Genomic DNA, 17,904 nt, shown 5'->3' on the forward strand with positions numbered 1-17,904 from the left:
ATGAGCTGTTTTAAATTGATAGTTGGAAAAATAAAAACATGAAGTTTTTGACGGTTTTCCCTGACTTTGAACGTTTTCATCTTTATAAAGATGTAGGCCAAGTTAATTTTTTTGCAGCCCAACAGCTTTCTTCACAAGCATGTGTTTTAGCTTATGATCCAAAGCTTAGCGCTCCTCCCGAATTAGATATTAGCTTTATTAAAATTAAGAGTATTTTTAAAAGAGTTCCACATATTAAATTAGATTTAAATATTGTGTTTTTTCTTTTTTTTAATGCAAAAAAATTCAAATATTTGAATTTATATCATCCTACATTTGCTTCTCAAATTTATACTATTATTTATAAAACGATGTATAGGAATGGTAAGGTTTATATTAAGTTAGATTTAGACCTAGAAGATGCAAAAAAAAATAGAGGGATCCCAGATAAAGGGATTATAGGCTGGATTAAAAAAACCGTATTTAAAAAGTTTAAAACTTTACTCGATGTTGTTTCGGTGGAATCAAAAGAAGCATATGAATTACTACGTAGTAGAAACTCTTATGCAAAAGAAAAATTGATTTTAATACCTAATGGTGTGAGCAGTTCCGAGCTCGAAAGGAATAACTCCCCCGTTTTATATGACGAAAAAGAAAACGTAATAATCACAATTGCAAGAATAGGGACCGAAGTAAAAAATAATCAACTTATGTTATCTGCCCTGTCTAAATGTGATTTAAAAAACTGGAAATATATTTTTATTGGGCCTATAGAAGATGACTTTCAAAATGACATTATTGCTTTTCAAAAAGAACATCCAAATTTAGCTAATAATGTGGAGTTTCTCGGTTCAAAAAATCGTACTGAAGTAATTAAAATGTATAAGACGGCTAAGGTTTTTACTCTTTCATCCCGTAAAGAGGGTTTTCCATTGGTATATGCGGAGGCTGCTTTTTTTGGTTGTCATATTATTACTACGGCTGTATCAGGTTCTATTGATATTACAGATAATGGTCGCTTAGGAAGTATAACGCCTATAAATAATAGTGATTTATTTGCCGAAGCTATCCAAAATGTTATAAATAATGATATTGAAATAATTCAATTTAATGAAATTAGAAAGTACGCAATTACTCATTTTACTTGGGAAAGCATAATACCTAAATTAGCGAAGAAATTAAGTAATGGTTAAAAAAATAGTTTTCAATACAATTACTTACCTGATTGGCTCGGGATTCGCTCAGGTTTTTGCATTAGTATTTACACTCATATTAATGGATAAATTGCCTGTAGCAGAGTATGGGAATTACAATTTAGTTATTTCACTAGTCGCAATTTTCTCATTTTTAATTGATGGGGGCTTAACGGGCTTTATTATTAAAGAATTTAATAATAAAGGATACCATCTTGATGAGCCTTCTGTTGAACGCGATTTGTTAATTTGTACCACGTACACTTATCAAATTTTAGTCACTAGCTTGTTAATGCTTTTATACACATTAACAGTATTAGCTACTGTTGATAGCAATTTTATTATCAATTACCTAGCATTTGGTTTATTAACATTATTGTTAGGTTTGGCGACCCCTATTTTTGCATTATTAATAGCTAACGAGAAAAGACACCTTATAGTTGCTAAAGATGTGATAGTTGCTGTGATTCGATTAGTTTTAATCGTGATTATTTTTAAGTTCTCGTTTAGCTCACACAATATTTATTTTATTCCCGTAGGCGCATTAATTGTATCAGTCGTTTTAGGCGTTATATTTTATAAACGTATTTTAATCGGGTTTGAAAAATTTACTCCTCCAAAAAAAAATCAGTTTTTAAATATATTAAAGGTGGTTTCTCCTTTTTTATTACTATCATTGTTTAATGTTATTTATAACAAAATAGATATTCTAATGTTAAATGAACTCGCTGATATTAGTGAGGTTGCCTTTTATGCTGGGGCTACAATTTTTGTTTATCCGTTTATGTTTATTTGTACCGCGGCGAGTTCTGCCATACTTCCTTACTTTTCCAGAATGGCAGTAAGATCGAATGACTCAGCAAGAGAAGAAAAGTTAATTCTTATATTTATGCTGGGACTTGGTGCTGTTTTATCATCATTTTTATATTTTATATCGCCATATTTATACACACATCTGTTCGACGGAAAGTATTTAGCATCAGCAGAAATTTATAAAGTACTCGTGTGGTACCTTTTGATTGTATTTGGATATACATCACTATCAAGTTCGTTAGTCGCGATGGGTAAAATAGCGATATTAATTTTGATGAATGTAGTGATGGTTCTTTTGAATATAATTTTAAATTATCAACTTATTCCGGAATACGGTGCTAAAGGTGCTGCATTTGCAACGGTTGTGTCTGAAGTAGCCATTCTGCTATTTTTACTTTTTTATATTAAGGTTCAACAAGTAAAGCATGCATAGCTATTTAATACTCATTTATAATGAGAGTGTATTCGATACACCAACATACAAAACGCTCATACAAATGTTAATGCATACACCGCATGAGGCAGCACTATATATATGGGATAATAGCCCTGAAGCTCAGCATACATTGCCACTAAAATCAGTAGTTAACACATTAAATATTAACTATTACCACAGTGCTAAAAATGAAAGCTTATCGATTGTTTATAATAAAGTAATGGCGTTAGCATTTGAGGCAGAGAGTTGCTACATAACGATTTTAGATCAAGATAGCTTTTTAGATCTTAATTTTAAAAACAGTATAAATAATATAACCGAGCCATATTTATTAGTACCTAAAGTGTGCTCAGATAAAACAGGAAAGTTAATATCGCCTAGGTATCAGCGTTATAATTATTTAACTAATCATTGCCAAATAAACTATTTCACCGCAAATATAATGGCTGGTAAGCACAATAGTGATGGTCTTTTTGCTGTCGGTAGTGGTATGACAATTCCCAAAGAGTTATGGTTGAGTAAAATACAATTTAGAGAGTGTTTAAGCTTTTATGGAGTAGATACTGAGTTTTGTACTGACTATGCTAAGGATCACAAAGAATTTATTTTATTAGATACGGTTATTAATCATAATGCATCAAATGAGCATGATGAAGGTTATGCAAAATTTAAATGGCGATTGATTAAATATTATGAGCATTGGCATTATCAATTATGTGAGTACACACGTTTACCGAGCTTATTAATCTCTATGTATGTGCCTATATCATTACAATTAGTACTTTTAAAAAATAAACTTAAGCGTTTATTCAAATAATTATTAAAAATACTTAGTTAAAAAATTGAGAAAATCATGACAACGTTATCAGTAATAATTCCAACAATGCTAAAAAGTATCGAGCTTTTACAACGAGCAATTGAATCGGTTTTGCTAACTCGCACCATTGATGTTGAAGTTATTGTGGTTAATGATAATAGTAAGGCAGACATCGCTTTTGTTACCGCCTTAAATATGTATCAATCTAAAATCACCTTAGTAAATAATAAAGGTGTTAATAGAGCTGCAGGAGCTAGAAACTTCGGTGTAAAAGTCGCAAGCGGCGAATTAATTACTTTTTTAGACGATGATGATTTTATCTTACCTGGACGATTAGAGTCTATGTTGGCCAGCTTTAATGAGCAACAGGTAAATAATGTTGTATTAATTTCTACTGGGCGACTCTATGAATATAATAATTTTCAAAAAGTAGAGGTAGTTAAAAAACAATTATTCGGGACTTTAAAGCTTTCTGATATTAACGTCCATAATCAAATAGATATTGGATTTATAGTAAAAAAAGAATTATTTGAATCATTAAAAGGCTTTGATACATCGTTTACTAACTTAGAAGATTGGGACTTTATCATTCGTTGTTTAGAGTATGGAGATGCTTATAAAGTTGAAAGCTATAGCTATGTTGTAAAAAATGATGTCGACCCTAATCGAGTATCACATAATGATCACTTAGGATTACGAGAGCTCGCCGATAAGCATAAAAATAAGTTTGGTAAGCAGTGGTTTTACAAAATTAAAACTCAAGAGTTAAGATCTTTGAAGAAACTTAGTTTCTTCAAAGCATGCGCCTTGTGTATTAAAACTAACAGCTTTTACCCAATGAAGAACTATTTAGCTACCCTGCGTAATTAATAATGATAAATAAAACGAAAATCTTAATTAGTTTTTTTTCAGTGATATTGCTTTACTACTTCTTTACACTCTCTGAAAATGTTGACACTGTATTTTTTAGTATGACAATTGGACTATTCTTTTATGTCTTTTTAATGCTTTCTATAGATAAGGAAATTGTTAACCCCTTGTCTCTCATGTTTCCTTTTATATTAGGTGTTTATTATTACCAGTATATGCTTTCATCTAAGCAAGAGATTCTGAGTCTAGATACTATCTCCGCTATTATATTTTTTATATCTTTTTATGTGTTAGGTGTTTTATTAACTTTATTAAATAAAAAATCAATTTTGAAAAAGAAGATAATTAATCATAAAATTCATAGTGTACTTGTGGTCGATCTTTTTTTAATTTTTGGACTTGTTATTTTCTTGATTGAGTGTGCATTAACTGGAGGGTTTCCGTTTTTTATTGCATTAATACACAAAATAAATGTATACGAAGACATGTATTATGTTCCTATTCTTCATTACTTTGTGATGCTAATTGCGATATTTCCATCAGTATATTATTACTTCTATAAAAATAATAAAGTAGGAAGGCTTAAGTTTTTCGTTGTTTTATTCGTGTCTATATTTGTATTGCTCAATATTATGTCAAGGCAAATATTTATATTCTCAATTGTTTTCATGTTTTTTACATATGCTAAAGTTAATAAAATAAATACTAATAAGTATATATTAAAAGCTGTTATTTTTACTTCTGTTATGTTCTTAGTGCTTGGGTTCGTTAGGATTCAATCTATAAATAATTCGATTTCTCAGCTCGAATACCTTAAAGCATATGCTGGGGTGCCAAAAGAGAGAAATGTTAATACATTTGATGTGACATTCAACTTATATACGAGTCAAAACTTGGTGACACTAAATGATATGATTACCAAGGTCGATTCTCAAGAATTTGGCTATGGTAAATATTCGTTACAGTCATTTATCAAAGTTCTTAAATATGATCAAGCATACAATATTGAATATGCCGTTCAGCTAGATAGCTTTGCACGTTTAGGGACTATCATCGCTGATCCATACTTAGACTTTGGCTTAGTTGGAGTTACACTGTTAGCAATATTATACGGTATAATTAATACAGTATTTTTCTTAAAAGCAAAACATTCAGATTCTATTCGGTATACGTTTTTTTGGGCTGTTCTTTGCTTCATAATGATCATGTCTGTTTTTACCAATTTTTATAACGTTTTATTTTCATGGTTAATCTTTTTGTTTATATATTTTATTACTTTAAAGGCTAAAACTAACAAATGATATTTGCAGTAATAGTTACTTACAATCCAATTCAAGATAACTTGACTACCCTAATTAATGCGCTGAAAAACAATCAAGTTACTCCTGTAATAGTTGATAACGGAAGCGCAGAACCGGTTACTGCAGAGTGTGAAATAATTAAATTAGAATCTAATTTGGGTATTGCTAAAGCACAGAATGTCGGGATTGAATATGCTTTATCTTTTTCTCCTGATGCATTAATATTTTTCGATCAGGATTCAAGCATTAAAGATAATACTTTTATCGCATCATTATATGAACCAATCTCTAATGGGCGAGCCCAAATTACTGCTCCAGTATTTATTGATAACGCGCGTGGATTTATTTATCCGATAGTCGAAATCACTAAACATGGTGGGCGTATAAAGCATTACCCTAGTTCAGATAAACCAGAGTTTTTTGTTAATAACGCCATATCGTCGGGTACAATGGTAGAGCCAAAGGCTTTGAAAAAAATAGGTTACATGCTTGATAGTTTATTCATAGATTATGTAGATACTGAGTGGTGCCTAAGAGCAGCTAGTAAAAATTTGAAAGTTTTAATCGTTCCTTCAGCCAGGATGATCCACTCTATTGGTGATAAAACCTTGAAGATAGGGCGTTTTTATATTCCAAAGCATAGCCCCTTCAGACGTTATTATCGGATTAGAAATTCATTTTTCTTACTTAGGCTTTCCTATGTCCCTAAGGTGATGGCACTGAGAGAGATAATATTCTCTATTATTCATCAAGGTATCCTTATTTTATTTTCTAAAGGAGAACGAGTGGCCTATTTAAAAAGCCTAATAAGAGGCTGTAAAGATGGTGTTTTAGGGCGATTTAGTTGATGGCTAAGAAAAATAGAATCGCTATTTTACTGGCTGCTTACAATGGTGAGTCTTATATTAGCGAGCAGTTAAAGTCTATACTCGAGCAAAAGGAAGTAGACTTAACAGTATTTATCTCTTTAGATAAAAGTTCAGATCGTAGTTATGAAATTATCACCGCTTTTGCTTTAAAATATCCTAATATTGAATTGTTAGAATATGGTGAAAAATTTGGTTCTGCAGGAAGCAATTTTTTTCATTTAATAAAATCTGTGAATGTTGAAGAGTTTGAATATGTTGCGTTTGCAGACCAAGATGATATTTGGAACGCTTCAAAATTAATCGATGCTGTTAGCATGTTAAACAAAACTAGCGCAGATGGATACTCGTCAAATGTTCTTGCATTTTGGGAGGATGGTCGAGAAAAGCTAGTCCATAAATCTTCTCCACAATCTGAGTTTGATTATTTATTTGAATCTCCAGGCCCTGGATGCACTTTTGTTTTTACAGCTAACTTATTTTGTTTAATCCAAGATAATATTCGAGTCAACTATTCAAAAGTTCATCTGTTATGGTTGCATGACTGGTTCTGTTACTCATTTGCTCGTTTTAATGGCTATAAGTGGGTTATAGATCCTAGATCTTCTATGAAATACAGGCAGCATAATCAGAATGAGGTTGGTGCTAATGCAGGAATATCGTCTTTCATAAATCGAGCCAAAGCAATGTTCGATGGTAGTGGGTTAGCTTATGCCAAATCTCAGTCCCAGTTTATCGGGCAAGAAAATACTAAACCTATGAAATATTTAAGACAAGGGCGACTAGGGTATTTAAAGCTTTCCTTTATTAGCTACAAATTAAGGCGAAAAACTTCGCATAAACTTTTTTGTGCTTTATTTTTCTTGGCAATGTTTATAAAAGGTCCCAATAAAGAAGAAGGAAATGTATTTTGAAGTTACTCTTAACAGGTGCATCTGGATTTATTGGAAAAGAGGTTACAAGACTTTGCGCTAAAAGTAAGCTGCATGTATTTGCTTTAACGCGAAACTATATCGAAGGGTGTGAGCATAAAGTAATCCCTCAACTTAAAGATGCTAAAGCTGAAGATATGAAAGGGTACGATGCCATCATTCATTTAGCCGGTATAGCCCATACAAAGGGAGTAACAGCTAATGATTATTACAACTATAATACAGAGCTCACGATTCACTTGGCAAGAATGGCTGCTAAAGCAAATGTAAAGCGGTTTGTTTTTATAAGCACTATTGGTGTAAATGGTAAAAGTACTAAAGGTGCTCCTTTTTGTAGCTCTGATTCTGCAGAACCGCATAATGATTATGCAAAGTCTAAGCTTGAGGCTGAGCTAGGCTTAAAAACAGTGTCTTTAGAAACAGGTTTAGAAGTGGTTATTATAAGGCCTACATTAGTGTACGGAGCTTCAGCACCAGGTAACTTTGGCTTACTGAAAAAACTCGTTAGTGCGCTTCCAATATTACCGTTTGGATTAATCAACAATAAAAGAAGTTTTATTTTTATAAAAAATTTGGCTGACTTAATACTATTATGTACCCGTCATTCAAAAGCAGCTGGGGAAACGTTTTTAGCTTCAGATGGTAGGTCCGTATCAATAAAGCACTTTACGAATGAATTGGCAAAAGGTCTTAATAAAACTAGCTTCCAATTACCAATACCTATCAGCTTGATGTTATTAATCGGAAAAATCACCAGGAAGTCAGAAATGGTGGGGCAACTAGTTGACGACTTAGAAGTTGATTCTTCTAATATAGCGAAGCTTTTAAATTGGAAACCTCCGTACTCATTAAACCAAGCTATGTTATATATAAACAGAGATATTCATGATTAGATTATTTGATATTTTTTTTGCGCTTTTTGGTTTGCTTTTTGCTTTACCATTTCTACTTATTTTATACATCATTGGCCTCTTCGATACAGGCTCGCCTATATTTAAACAAGAGCGTGTTGGTAAGAATAAAAAGCCTTTTACCTTGATAAAGTTTAGAACAATGTCAGTAGATACTGCATCTGTAGCAAGTCATTTAGCAAGTACATCATCTATTACGCCATTTGGTAGCTTTTTACGTAGAACAAAGTTAGATGAGTTGCCCCAATTATGGAACGTATTAAAAGGTGAAATGAGTTTAGTGGGTCCTCGCCCAGGGCTGTTTAATCAAGACGAGCTAACAAAAGCTCGTGATGCTAAAAATATATATAATGTTCGCCCTGGTATTACAGGTTTAGCTCAAGTTAACGAGATTGATATGTCTACACCAGAGCTATTAGCTGAGACTGATTATAAAATGATTAGCACATTAAATTTTAAAAACTACTTTAGCTATATATTCCAAACTGTTGCAGGTAAGGGAAGCGGTGATAGAGTAAAATAGTAAGCTGCAGTAGTACAAAAAATTACAAAAAATAACCAAATACATAAAGACTATATAAATATTTACATATAGTCTTTATTTATTAAGTGCAATAGTTGTTCATCTTGTAGTAAAATTGTAATCAATAGAATAGTAGTCTTACTGCTAGCTTCAGGGAAATGTATTGTGTCTTTAAAATTTTTAGTTAATTTACCTCGTCCTCAAAAAAGAATTATTTCTCTCCTCATCGACAGCGTATTTATAATTGTAGCTTTTTGGCTGGCTTTTTTATTAAGGCTAGACAGCACCGCCGTTTTAAAAAATACACATACTTGGATTTTATTATCAGCATTATTGCCGCTTAGTTTATTAAGCTTTGTAAAGCTTGGGCTCTACAGGGCTGTGCTGCGCTATATGAACACTCAAGCTATGTGGGCCATTATTGCCGGTGTTGTACTTTCGACCGTTTATTTAACTATTTTATCTTTTTTTCTTAGTGCGCCCGTACCACGCACCGTTCCTTTTATTTATGCCAGCTTTTGTATTTTATTTGTTGGTGGTGCAAGGCTAACCGTGCGAGCTGTAGTTGGCCAAATAACTATGCGCCGCAAAGAAGGCGTAATTATTTATGGAGCAGGTTCTGCTGGCCGCCAATTAGCAACAGCCTTAGCAAATGGCCCTGAATACTCACCAGTCGCCTTTATAGACGACGACCCTAAAAAGCATTTATCGTTAATCCAAGGTATTTGTGTGCATGCACCTTCTCAAATAGCTGAAATCGCAAAGCAAAAATGTGCAAATAAAATATTGTTGGCACTACCAAGTACATCTCGTAGTCGTCGAAAAGAAGTACTTAACGCAATAGAAAAATTTAAATTACAAGTTATGACTGTTCCCGGAATGGCAGATATTGTTGCAGGGACAACGAATCTTGACGAAATCAAAGATGTTGAAATAGAAGACCTGTTAGGCCGTGATTCAGTTCAACCACGACAAGATTTAATGTCGGCAAATATAGCTAACAAAGCTGTGATGGTAACCGGTGCTGGCGGCTCTATAGGTTCAGAACTTTGTAGACAAATAATTAAGAACAGCCCGACTAAAATAGTGTTATTTGAGCTTTCTGAGTTTGCTTTATATGCTATAGAAAAAGAGTTGTCGGAGTACTGTGATACCAATAATTTAAATATAGAAGTACTACCAATACTGGGCTCTATTCAAAATAAAAAATTAGTTGAGTCAACATTTTCTACTTTTAGTGTTCAAACTGTCTATCATGCTGCTGCATATAAACATGTACCTTTAGTTGAGCATAATGTAGTTGAAGGCGTACGTAACAATGTTTATGGCACCTACAATGTAGCAACCGCTGCAATTTACACAAATGTAGAAACGTTTGTTTTGGTTTCCACAGATAAAGCAGTACGTCCAACTAATATAATGGGTACTACTAAGCGCATGGCAGAATTAGTACTGCAAGGGCTATCTGAAATCCAAGACACAACACGCTTTACCATGGTTCGATTTGGTAATGTTTTAGGTTCGTCTGGTTCTGTTGTACCGTTGTTTAGAAAACAAATTAAAGCAGGCGGCCCAATAACACTTACTCACCAAGATATAACCCGTTACTTTATGACAATACCAGAGGCTGCCCAGTTGGTTATTCAAGCGGGAGCAATGGGAGTTGGTAGTGACGTGTTTGTACTTGATATGGGAGAGCCTGTTAAAATTAAAGATTTAGCTGTTAAAATGGTTCATTTATCAGGGCTTGAAGTTAAACATGAAAAACGCCCAAATGGTGATATAGAAATAAAGTGCACAGGATTACGTCCAGGTGAAAAACTCTTTGAAGAGCTGCTCATCGGAGATAACGTTATTGGAACTGACCACCCAAGAATCCTAAGTGCACAAGAAGTTAAAATGCCTTGGTCTGAGCTCGACCCATTTTTAGATAAACTTAAAATTGCATGTGACGAGTCTGATCATCAAGAAATACGTAGACTACTTTTAACTGCACCTACAGCTTTTTCACCAACTGACGGTATTTGTGATTTAAACTGGAAACAAAAATTTAGTAATCAAACGAATGTTACAGTTTTACCGAACGTAAGTGGCTCCTATAGTGAATAGATTGCAATAGTTTGATCTTTGTAGGGAATGGCGTATCTACGTGGATTTTCTTGGTGTTTGTGACCATGTAGGCGCCTTGCTTGCTGGCGCACTAAAAGCGCAGCTTTTACGTATTCATTAAATTGCGTGAGCAAGCTTCTTGCCTACAATTTACCAATCTCTATTTTAACTTCACTACTTAACACTTCCTTGTACTTTGCTGCTAACGCGTTTTTTGCATCATCATCGCCATGTACAATTTTTATATGGCTTGGCTTTTTATGCATACCCGTTACAAACTTAACTAATCCTTTTTGATCGGCGTGGGCGCTATAGCCACTAATTGTATGTACTTTGGCGTTTATATTAATGCGAGTATCGTTTATAAAAACATAGCCATTACGTGGGCCATATTTTTGAATTTCGCGACCTAGCGTTTTATTACCTTGGTAACCTACAAATAATACATCGGTGGTTTTGTCATTTAAAAATCGCTCAAGATAATTAACTATTCGCCCACCAGTACACATACCGCTTGCCGCTAATATTATTGCTGGTGTTTGCCGCGAACTTAAATAGTTAATAACAGCCATGTGCTCTTTGTGTGAATCAACCGTAGTTAGGTTTTTAAAATCGAGCGGGTGCCTACCGTTTGCAACTTTGCGCTCAGCTTCGCTATCCCACAAGTGTTTAAAGTTTTTGTATTGCTCAGTAAAATTGGCTGCCATAGGGGAGTCGAGTATTACGTGAATGTCTCGCCACTTAGACTTTTTAGATGAGCCATGTATGAGTTGCTCAAGCTCATATAGCAGCTCCTGTGTGCGGCCAATACTAAAAGCCGGTACTAAAATAACGCCGTTGTCGGCTACTGCGCGTTCAATAATGTTTTTTAGCGTTTTTGTGCGCTCTTTACGGCCTTGGTGATTTTTATCGCCGTAAGTTGATTCAATAACTAGGGTGTCGGCTTTATAAGGCGGCTTAGGCGAAGGGAGTAGCGGGGTATACGGTGCGCCTAAATCTCCTGAAAACACAACGCGATGTTTGTTGTTATTATTATTTTTAACGTCAATTTCAACGTAGGCAGAACCTAATATATGCCCCGCACGCTGAAATCTCGCCTTAGCTCTATCGGGCGCTTTGCAAGGCAGTTCAAACCACGTTTTATAATCAACAGCAACTATGCGTTTATTTAATAAGCTTAAGCAGGCAGCTATAATTTTGGGGTCGCGGGTTACACCTACTTTTAAAGCATCTTCAATTACCAAAGGTAATAAACTGGCCGATGCAATACTTGTAAAAATAGGGCCTTTAAAACCGGCTGCTAACAAGTAAGGAATTCGACCAACATGGTCAATATGGCAATGGGTAACAATAAGCGCAGTAACATGGGTAATATCAAATTCAATTGAAAGATCTGCTTTAGAATCCTCACCCTGAAATAACCCGCAATCAACAAGCACACTTGTTTGCTTGTTAATTACTAGCTCGTGGCACGAACCGGTAACTCCATTAACCGCTCCGTGGTGAAGTATTTGCATTGCACTTCCTTGTTATCAAGTTGTTACATTGAATTTTAAGATAGAAGCAAAGCCATAAATATTCAAGGTTATAGCGCTTGAGCTAAATTAATAACCTCACCTAGAAATATGAACCAACCTGTAGGTGCGAATTTATTTCGCGCTCATGTTTTAACTACTTAAAAAGCGAGGTATAAAACCTCAACTGCAAATATGAACCAACCTGTAGGTGCGAATTTACTTCGCGCTTTTATTATTTTTATCGCTTTGCGTTCTTACTTAAATATTAATTTTAAAATCATATTAATTCAGGTTTTTAATAAATTTATTACCTATTCCTAAACTTTTGTTTAGTTTGCTCTAAACATTGCTTTATAAGCGCTAAAGCCTTTATTTCTCTTAAATTCAATAACATTGTTTACTAATGTGAGTGGCTATTAACCACTAAGGCTTATTTACATAGGCACTCTATGGTGGTTATAATGCCGCCGTTATTTAGTTTAGCGTTGTGTTTTTTGCAACTTAGTTATGTGTTAAGGACTATTATGGAAAGCTGGTATTTAGTCGTATGCAAACCTAAACAAGAAGAAAGAGCTAAAACTAACTTGCAAAATCAAGGGATTGAAGCGTTTTACCCCAAATTAACTACCGAAAGGTTGGTTAAAGGTCGGCGTACCGTTAAACAAACTGCTTTATTCCCTAATTATTTATTTGTATGCCTTGAGTCAAAAAACGGTAATTTTTCTGCTGTAAAAAATACACGTGGAATTGGTGGCTTTGTATCCTATGGATCACAGTATCAATTAGTTTCTACGCATATAATTAATCAGCTAAAAAATGAGCGTTCACACACCACTGAATCACTAATACCAAAAGCAGGTGATGTAGTAAGTGTGAATAACTATTCATTTAGTAATATACAAGCAATATACAAAGAGCCAGACGGCGACCTACGCAGTATTTTACTAATTAACCTACTCAACCAAAAAATTGAAGTAAGTGTAGATAATAAAGATATTAAGCAATAATAACTAAAAGCGTAACACCGTAAAAAATAGCTACATATCAGTACATAGGAACTGTAACCTAAGGGCGGAAGCGTTCCTAAAACACTTAAAACACCGTGGTTAAGTTCATTTGTAGACGCACAGCTTGCTAGCGTGACGAGCAAAGCTCGTAATAAGGGTTATTCACAAAGAGGTTAAGAGGGCGCTGCGCTTTAGAGAAGTAAACAGCCATAAAGCACTTGTTTAAATGACTTCTCATTTACTCCTCATTCGCTTCTCTTTGTGCAATCATATTTTAAGTGATTTATTTACAAAGAGGTTAAGAACACGCTGCACTTTTTACGTGAAAGCAAAACAGCAAAGTTTTACACCATAGTTAAAATCATTTGTAGACGCACAGCTTGCTAGCGTGACGAGCAAAGCTCGTAATAAGGGTTATTCACAAAGAGGTTAAGAGGGCGCTGCGCTTTAGAGAAGTAAACAGCCATAAAGCACTTGTTTAAGTGACTTCCATTTACTCTAATTCACTTCTCTTTATGCAATTGGTGATGAATGCGTTAAGTGTTTAACTAAAAACGGCTTTCAATTAAATTTATTCATAAATACCTTATGAAAATACTGATATAATTTTAGTGCTAATTAAAAACTTAGTTACAAAGCTTTTACAAAGCAAAGGCTATTGCTTCACAATAGTGCACATGCTTTAATTAGTCGGCTAAAATACAAGTGCTCACCAAGGTTGGTGAGTAAGTGCAATATTTAAAATAATTTTGGGATTCTACAATGGCGTTAAGCTGTAAATCACTCGCATCAATACTCGCAATGCTAAGCATGACAGGTTGTACTATTATACCTGGTAGTCATTTTGAAGGTATCAACCCAGGTGAGCAAACTCATAACCTTGAACAGGATCTCGAAAAAGTAAATATTCAAATAATAGATTCAAGGCTAATAGCTGCAGAAAAACAAAAAAAACAAAAGGTTAGCCATTTAGCTAAAGCTATAGCTTTGGATACATCAAGCTATCAGTATAAGCTGGGAGTAGGCGACGTTATAACAATTGGTGTATGGGATCATCCAGAGCTTACAATACCAGCCGGTACGCAGCGCACAGCAGAGTTTGATGGTTTTAGAGTACAAGAAAATGGAACTATAACTTTTGCTTATGCACCAAATGTACCGGCTGTGGGGAAAACAATTCCACAAATACGTGATGCACTTGTAAAACGCCTAAGTCGAGTGATAGAAGACCCACAAGTAGATGTAAAAGTTGTTAGTTTTAAAAGTCAAAAAGCTTATGTAACAGGTGAAGTTACTAAGCCCGGTGTATACCCAATAACTGAAACTCCTCTTACGCTTATTGATGCGCTAAACCAAGCTGGCGGTTTAAATGATTCAGCAGACTGGCGCACTGTTACATATACCCACAATGGTAAAACCGAAATAATCAAGCTAGATGACTTTTATACAAATGGTGACATATCACAAAATCGCCTTTTAGAGCATGGCGATATAGTGCACGTAAGCCGTAATGACGCACAAAAAGTATTTATGTTAGGAGAGGTAAAGCGCCCCGGCACGTTAAAAGTCAGTCGTTACGGGTTAAACTTAGCTGAGGCGCTAAGTGATTCTGGCGGTATAAATGAAGGTAGCGCTGACGCAAATGGCGTATTTGTTGTGCGTAAACGAGACTTGCAGCAAACAGGCTTAATTGCTGATGTATACCAATTACATGCAAAAAACATTACAGCAATGGTTATTGCAGAACAATTTAAATTACAACCAAACGACATAGTTTATGTAACGTCTGCACCGTTAGCACGCTGGAATCGTGTAATTAGCTTACTATTACCATCAGTTAGTGCAATAGATAAAATAGATGACACAGTTGATTCAGTTAGCAACTAATCGGAGAAAATATGTTTGATTCAATTTTAGTTGTATGTGCGGGAAATATTTGCCGTAGCCCAACAGGTGAGTATGTTTTAAAGCAAAAGCTTGAAGGCAAAAATATTAAAGTATCGTCTGCGGGTTTAACAGCGCTTGAAGGCAAACCAGCAGATACAAAAGCAAAACAAGTAGCACTTGCACATGGCGTTAATATGGATGCTCATCAAGGCCAGCAGCTTACATCAAGCTTGGTTGCGCAAAATAGCGTAATACTCGTAATGGAAGAACGCCATTTAAACGATGTACATGCACGTTACCCTGAAGCTCGTGGTAAAACGTTTTTACTCGGTAAATGGATAAATAACGCTGAAATACCAGACCCATACCGCCAAAGCCAAGAAGCTTTTGAACACGTTTACACATTAATCGATAGCGCATGTAGCGCTTGGCAAAAGTATTTATAAGGAATGGCTAATTTAATGAATTCTCAGCCAAGTACAACTCAAACTAATAAACAAGCCGAAAACGCACAAGATATTGATTTAATGTTATTTGTTGGTGCCATAATTGATCGTAAATTTTTGGTACTAACTATTACAATAGTATTTATGTTAGTAGGTATCGTTTACGCAAGATACTCAACACCAATTTATCAGGTTAACTCAATTTTACAAGTAGAGAGTTCAGGCTCAAATGTGCCTGGTTTAGATGATGTTGGTGGTATGTTTGAGTCGTCAAGTAACTCAACTGCAGAAATAGAGCTATTAAAATCGCGTAGTATAATTGGTGAGGCTGTCGATACTCTCAAGCTTGATGTAATCGCTTCCCCAAAACTATTTCCTTACATTGGAGCACGCGCATACAGCGTATTTTCACCTATTAAGCCAAACCAACTGGCAGAACCTCAATATGGGGCCGAAAGTTATGCTTGGGGGGGAGAAAGTATAGATGTATTCAGATTTAAAGTACCTAACTCGGCAATAGGTAAAACTTTTATTTTAAAAGTTGCTCCTAACAATACAGTAATATTACTAAATAATAATGAAGAGCAAATATTAGAAGGCAATATAGGGGAAGAGTTAACCAATGGTAGCTTTACGCTAACAGTACGGAGTATTAATGCACGCCCAGGTACTGAGTTTTTAATTACACGAAAAAATCGACTTGGTACTATTTTAGGTTTGCAAAATAGTTTAATGGCAAGTGAATTAGGTAAGGGAACAGGTATAATTACCCTTGAAATGCAGCATAGCTCGCCAAACTACGCACAGAAAGTAATAAATACAATTGCACAAATATATGTGCGCCGAAATGTTGAGCGTAATAGTGCCGAAGCACAAAATTCACTCGACTTTTTAAAAGTACAACTACCAGAGATAAAAAAACAACTTGAGGCTGCAGAGGCTAAATACAACAATTACAAAATAGAACAACAGTCTGTAGATATAAGCTTGGAGACGCAGTCAGTACTCGATCGTGTTGTAACCTTAGACACAAAACTACAGGATTTAGATTTACAGCGTTTAGAGTTAAGCCGCAAATTTAAAAATGAGCACCCACTTTATCAAGGCTTGGTTGAAAAAATAAATGAAATAAAAAAACAAAAAGAAGAGTTAGTACAAGAAGTTGGTAACTTACCTGCTACTCAGCAGCAATTATTGAGCCTAAGGCGCGACGTAGAAGTAAATAACCAAATTTACATGCTGCTTCTAAGCAAAGCTCAAGAGCTTGATGTAGTACGTGCAGGTACAGTAGGTAATGTGCGTATAATAGATTCAGCTGAATTAAACTCAACCGGACCAATAAAGCCTAAAAAACCATTAATAGTTGTTATTGCAACAATATTAGGTGCGTTATTAGCTATAACCATTGTTATTGTACAAAAAGCACTTAATAAAGGTGTAGAAGATCCAAGTGAAATAGAAGCGCTTGGGTTACCAGTATATGCAAGCGTACCGCACTCTGAGTATCAGGATAAGCTAACTGGTTTTGCTAAAGTACGTAAAAATAAAACAGCTAAAGCTAAAAGTATACTCGCAGTAGATAACCCAGCAGATTTATCAATTGAGGCGCTGCGAAGCTTACGCACTAGTTTACATTTTGCGATGATGGAAGCTAAAAATAATATAATTGCTATATCGGGCCCAAGCCCTGGTGTGGGCAAATCGTTTATATCAGTTAACCTAGCAAGCGTATTAGCACAAGGTGGAAAAAAAGTATTAATCATAGATGCTGACATGCGTAAAGGCTATTTACAAACCCAATTTGGCTTAAAATGGGATAATGGCTTAAGTGATTACTTGTCGGGCCGTTTAAATCTCGAGCAAGTTACTAAAGCAACCAAAGTTGAAGGCTTAAGCGTTATTACGCGTGGACAAATACCGCCAAACCCTTCAGAACTATTAATGCACTCGAATTTTAGTAAATTAGTTGAAGAAGTAAGTGCAGCTTACGACATTATAATTATCGATACTCCACCTATACTCGCAGTAACCGACCCTGCAATAGTAAGTGCTCATGTTGGTACAACGTTATTAGTTACGCGCTTTGGGCAAAACCATTTGCGCGAGATAGAGCTAACCCGCAACCGTTTTGAGCAAAATGGTACAGATGTAAGAGGCGTTGTATTTAATGGTGTTGTTAAAAAAGCGAGTAATGCTTATGGCTATTACGGCTACTACAACTACGAATATAAGTCAGATAAATAAAGAGTCATACTTATGTAAAAGTACCTATGTACTTTTACATAGCTTTAAATGTA

The 17,904-nt window shown here is 34.9% G+C and carries 16 protein-coding genes; 14 read left to right on the forward strand and 2 right to left on the reverse strand.

All coding sequences use genetic code 11. The annotated features are described in order from the left end of the window. Positions 1–38 precede the first annotated feature (38 nt). The 10 genes from H5122_RS05620 to H5122_RS05665 all read left to right on the forward strand — a co-directional run bounded on the left by H5122_RS05620 (position 39) and on the right by H5122_RS05665 (position 10,750). Positions 39–1,172, forward strand: coding sequence for a glycosyltransferase family 4 protein (locus tag H5122_RS05620; RefSeq protein ID WP_182682506.1), 1,134 nt, complete (start codon positions 39–41; stop codon positions 1,170–1,172). Continuing rightward, entirely contained in the window at positions 1,165–2,418 is a 1,254-nt protein-coding gene (locus H5122_RS05625; RefSeq protein ID WP_182682507.1) for an oligosaccharide flippase family protein, read from the forward strand. Before H5122_RS05620 ends, H5122_RS05625 begins: the two co-directional genes overlap by 8 nt. Continuing rightward, entirely contained in the window at positions 2,411–3,238 is an 828-nt protein-coding gene (locus H5122_RS05630) for a hypothetical protein (protein WP_182682508.1), read from the forward strand. The genes H5122_RS05625 and H5122_RS05630 overlap by 8 nt, the downstream gene beginning before the upstream one ends. A 36-nt stretch (positions 3,239–3,274) precedes the next feature. Further along, entirely contained in the window at positions 3,275–4,108 is an 834-nt protein-coding gene (locus H5122_RS05635; protein ID WP_182682509.1) for a glycosyltransferase family 2 protein, read from the forward strand. A 101-nt stretch (positions 4,109–4,209) separates the two neighbouring features. After that, entirely contained in the window at positions 4,210–5,409 is a 1,200-nt protein-coding gene (locus tag H5122_RS05640; RefSeq protein WP_182682510.1) for an O-antigen polymerase, read from the forward strand. Beyond that, positions 5,406–6,257, forward strand: a complete 852-nt coding sequence (locus H5122_RS05645) for a glycosyltransferase family 2 protein (protein WP_182682511.1) — start codon at positions 5,406–5,408, stop codon at positions 6,255–6,257. Before H5122_RS05640 ends, H5122_RS05645 begins: the two co-directional genes overlap by 4 nt. Continuing rightward, positions 6,257–7,189: a glycosyltransferase gene (locus H5122_RS05650; protein ID WP_101218010.1), complete on the forward strand. Its 933-nt coding sequence runs from the start codon at positions 6,257–6,259 to the stop codon at positions 7,187–7,189. Before H5122_RS05645 ends, H5122_RS05650 begins: the two co-directional genes overlap by 1 nt. Continuing rightward, positions 7,186–8,100: an NAD-dependent epimerase/dehydratase family protein gene (locus H5122_RS05655; protein ID WP_182682512.1), complete on the forward strand. Its 915-nt coding sequence runs from the start codon at positions 7,186–7,188 to the stop codon at positions 8,098–8,100. Before H5122_RS05650 ends, H5122_RS05655 begins: the two co-directional genes overlap by 4 nt. Next, the gene (locus H5122_RS05660; protein WP_182682513.1) at positions 8,093–8,641 is read left to right on the forward strand and encodes a sugar transferase; all 549 of its coding nucleotides are present in this window, start codon (positions 8,093–8,095) and stop codon (positions 8,639–8,641) included. The genes H5122_RS05655 and H5122_RS05660 overlap by 8 nt, the downstream gene beginning before the upstream one ends. Before the next feature lie 165 nt (positions 8,642–8,806). Beyond that, positions 8,807–10,750 (forward strand): nucleoside-diphosphate sugar epimerase/dehydratase, encoded by a 1,944-nt coding sequence (locus H5122_RS05665; protein ID WP_182682514.1) that lies wholly within the window; start codon positions 8,807–8,809, stop codon positions 10,748–10,750. Here H5122_RS05665 and H5122_RS05670 read toward each other — a convergent pair. Beyond that, the gene (locus tag H5122_RS05670; protein WP_182682515.1) at positions 10,738–10,884 is read right to left on the reverse strand and encodes a hypothetical protein; all 147 of its coding nucleotides are present in this window, start codon (positions 10,882–10,884) and stop codon (positions 10,738–10,740) included. The genes H5122_RS05665 and H5122_RS05670 overlap by 13 nt on opposite strands. Before the next feature lie 9 nt (positions 10,885–10,893). Further along, positions 10,894–12,267: an MBL fold metallo-hydrolase RNA specificity domain-containing protein gene (locus tag H5122_RS05675; protein WP_182682516.1), complete on the reverse strand. Its 1,374-nt coding sequence runs from the start codon at positions 12,265–12,267 to the stop codon at positions 10,894–10,896. A 524-nt stretch (positions 12,268–12,791) separates the two neighbouring features. On the opposite strand from H5122_RS05675, the gene rfaH reads away from it, so the two are divergent. The 4 genes from rfaH to H5122_RS05695 all read left to right on the forward strand — a co-directional run bounded on the left by rfaH (position 12,792) and on the right by H5122_RS05695 (position 17,851). Then, positions 12,792–13,274 (forward strand): transcription/translation regulatory transformer protein RfaH, encoded by a 483-nt coding sequence (rfaH, locus tag H5122_RS05680; protein ID WP_182682517.1) that lies wholly within the window; start codon positions 12,792–12,794, stop codon positions 13,272–13,274. 762 nt (positions 13,275–14,036) lie between these two features. Beyond that, positions 14,037–15,161 carry a polysaccharide export protein gene (locus H5122_RS05685; RefSeq protein ID WP_182682518.1) on the forward strand — a complete coding sequence of 375 codons (1,125 nt, stop codon included), beginning with the start codon at positions 14,037–14,039 and terminating at the stop codon, positions 15,159–15,161. An 11-nt stretch (positions 15,162–15,172) separates the two neighbouring features. Next, the gene (locus tag H5122_RS05690) at positions 15,173–15,607 is read left to right on the forward strand and encodes a low molecular weight protein-tyrosine-phosphatase (RefSeq protein ID WP_182682519.1); all 435 of its coding nucleotides are present in this window, start codon (positions 15,173–15,175) and stop codon (positions 15,605–15,607) included. Positions 15,608–15,622: 15 nt separating this feature from the next. Continuing rightward, entirely contained in the window at positions 15,623–17,851 is a 2,229-nt protein-coding gene (locus H5122_RS05695; protein WP_182682520.1) for a polysaccharide biosynthesis tyrosine autokinase, read from the forward strand. Positions 17,852–17,904: the final 53 nt, after the last annotated feature.

This window comes from Pseudoalteromonas sp. SG43-8 (assembly GCF_014164245.1).
Classification (GTDB): Bacteria; Pseudomonadota; Gammaproteobacteria; order Enterobacterales; family Alteromonadaceae; genus Pseudoalteromonas; species Pseudoalteromonas distincta.

Bases quoted from the DNA above. Each gene is read 5' to 3' on its own strand.
- H5122_RS05620 (WP_182682506.1), top strand. From the start codon at position 39: ATGAAGTTTTTGACGGTTTTCCCTGACTTTGAACGTTTTCATCTTTAT.
- H5122_RS05625 (WP_182682507.1), top strand. From the start codon at position 1,165: ATGGTTAAAAAAATAGTTTTCAATACAATTACTTACCTGATTGGCTCG.
- H5122_RS05630 (WP_182682508.1), top strand. From the start codon at position 2,411: ATGCATAGCTATTTAATACTCATTTATAATGAGAGTGTATTCGATACA.
- H5122_RS05635 (WP_182682509.1), top strand. From the start codon at position 3,275: ATGACAACGTTATCAGTAATAATTCCAACAATGCTAAAAAGTATCGAG.
- H5122_RS05640 (WP_182682510.1), top strand. From the start codon at position 4,210: ATGACAATTGGACTATTCTTTTATGTCTTTTTAATGCTTTCTATAGAT.
- H5122_RS05645 (WP_182682511.1), top strand. From the start codon at position 5,406: ATGATATTTGCAGTAATAGTTACTTACAATCCAATTCAAGATAACTTG.
- H5122_RS05650 (WP_101218010.1), top strand. From the start codon at position 6,257: ATGGCTAAGAAAAATAGAATCGCTATTTTACTGGCTGCTTACAATGGT.
- H5122_RS05660 (WP_182682513.1), top strand. From the start codon at position 8,093: ATGATTAGATTATTTGATATTTTTTTTGCGCTTTTTGGTTTGCTTTTT.
- H5122_RS05675 (WP_182682516.1), bottom strand. From the start codon at position 12,267: ATGCAAATACTTCACCACGGAGCGGTTAATGGAGTTACCGGTTCGTGC.
- rfaH (WP_182682517.1), top strand. From the start codon at position 12,792: ATGGAAAGCTGGTATTTAGTCGTATGCAAACCTAAACAAGAAGAAAGA.
- H5122_RS05685 (WP_182682518.1), top strand. From the start codon at position 14,037: ATGGCGTTAAGCTGTAAATCACTCGCATCAATACTCGCAATGCTAAGC.
- H5122_RS05690 (WP_182682519.1), top strand. From the start codon at position 15,173: ATGTTTGATTCAATTTTAGTTGTATGTGCGGGAAATATTTGCCGTAGC.
- H5122_RS05695 (WP_182682520.1), top strand. From the start codon at position 15,623: ATGAATTCTCAGCCAAGTACAACTCAAACTAATAAACAAGCCGAAAAC.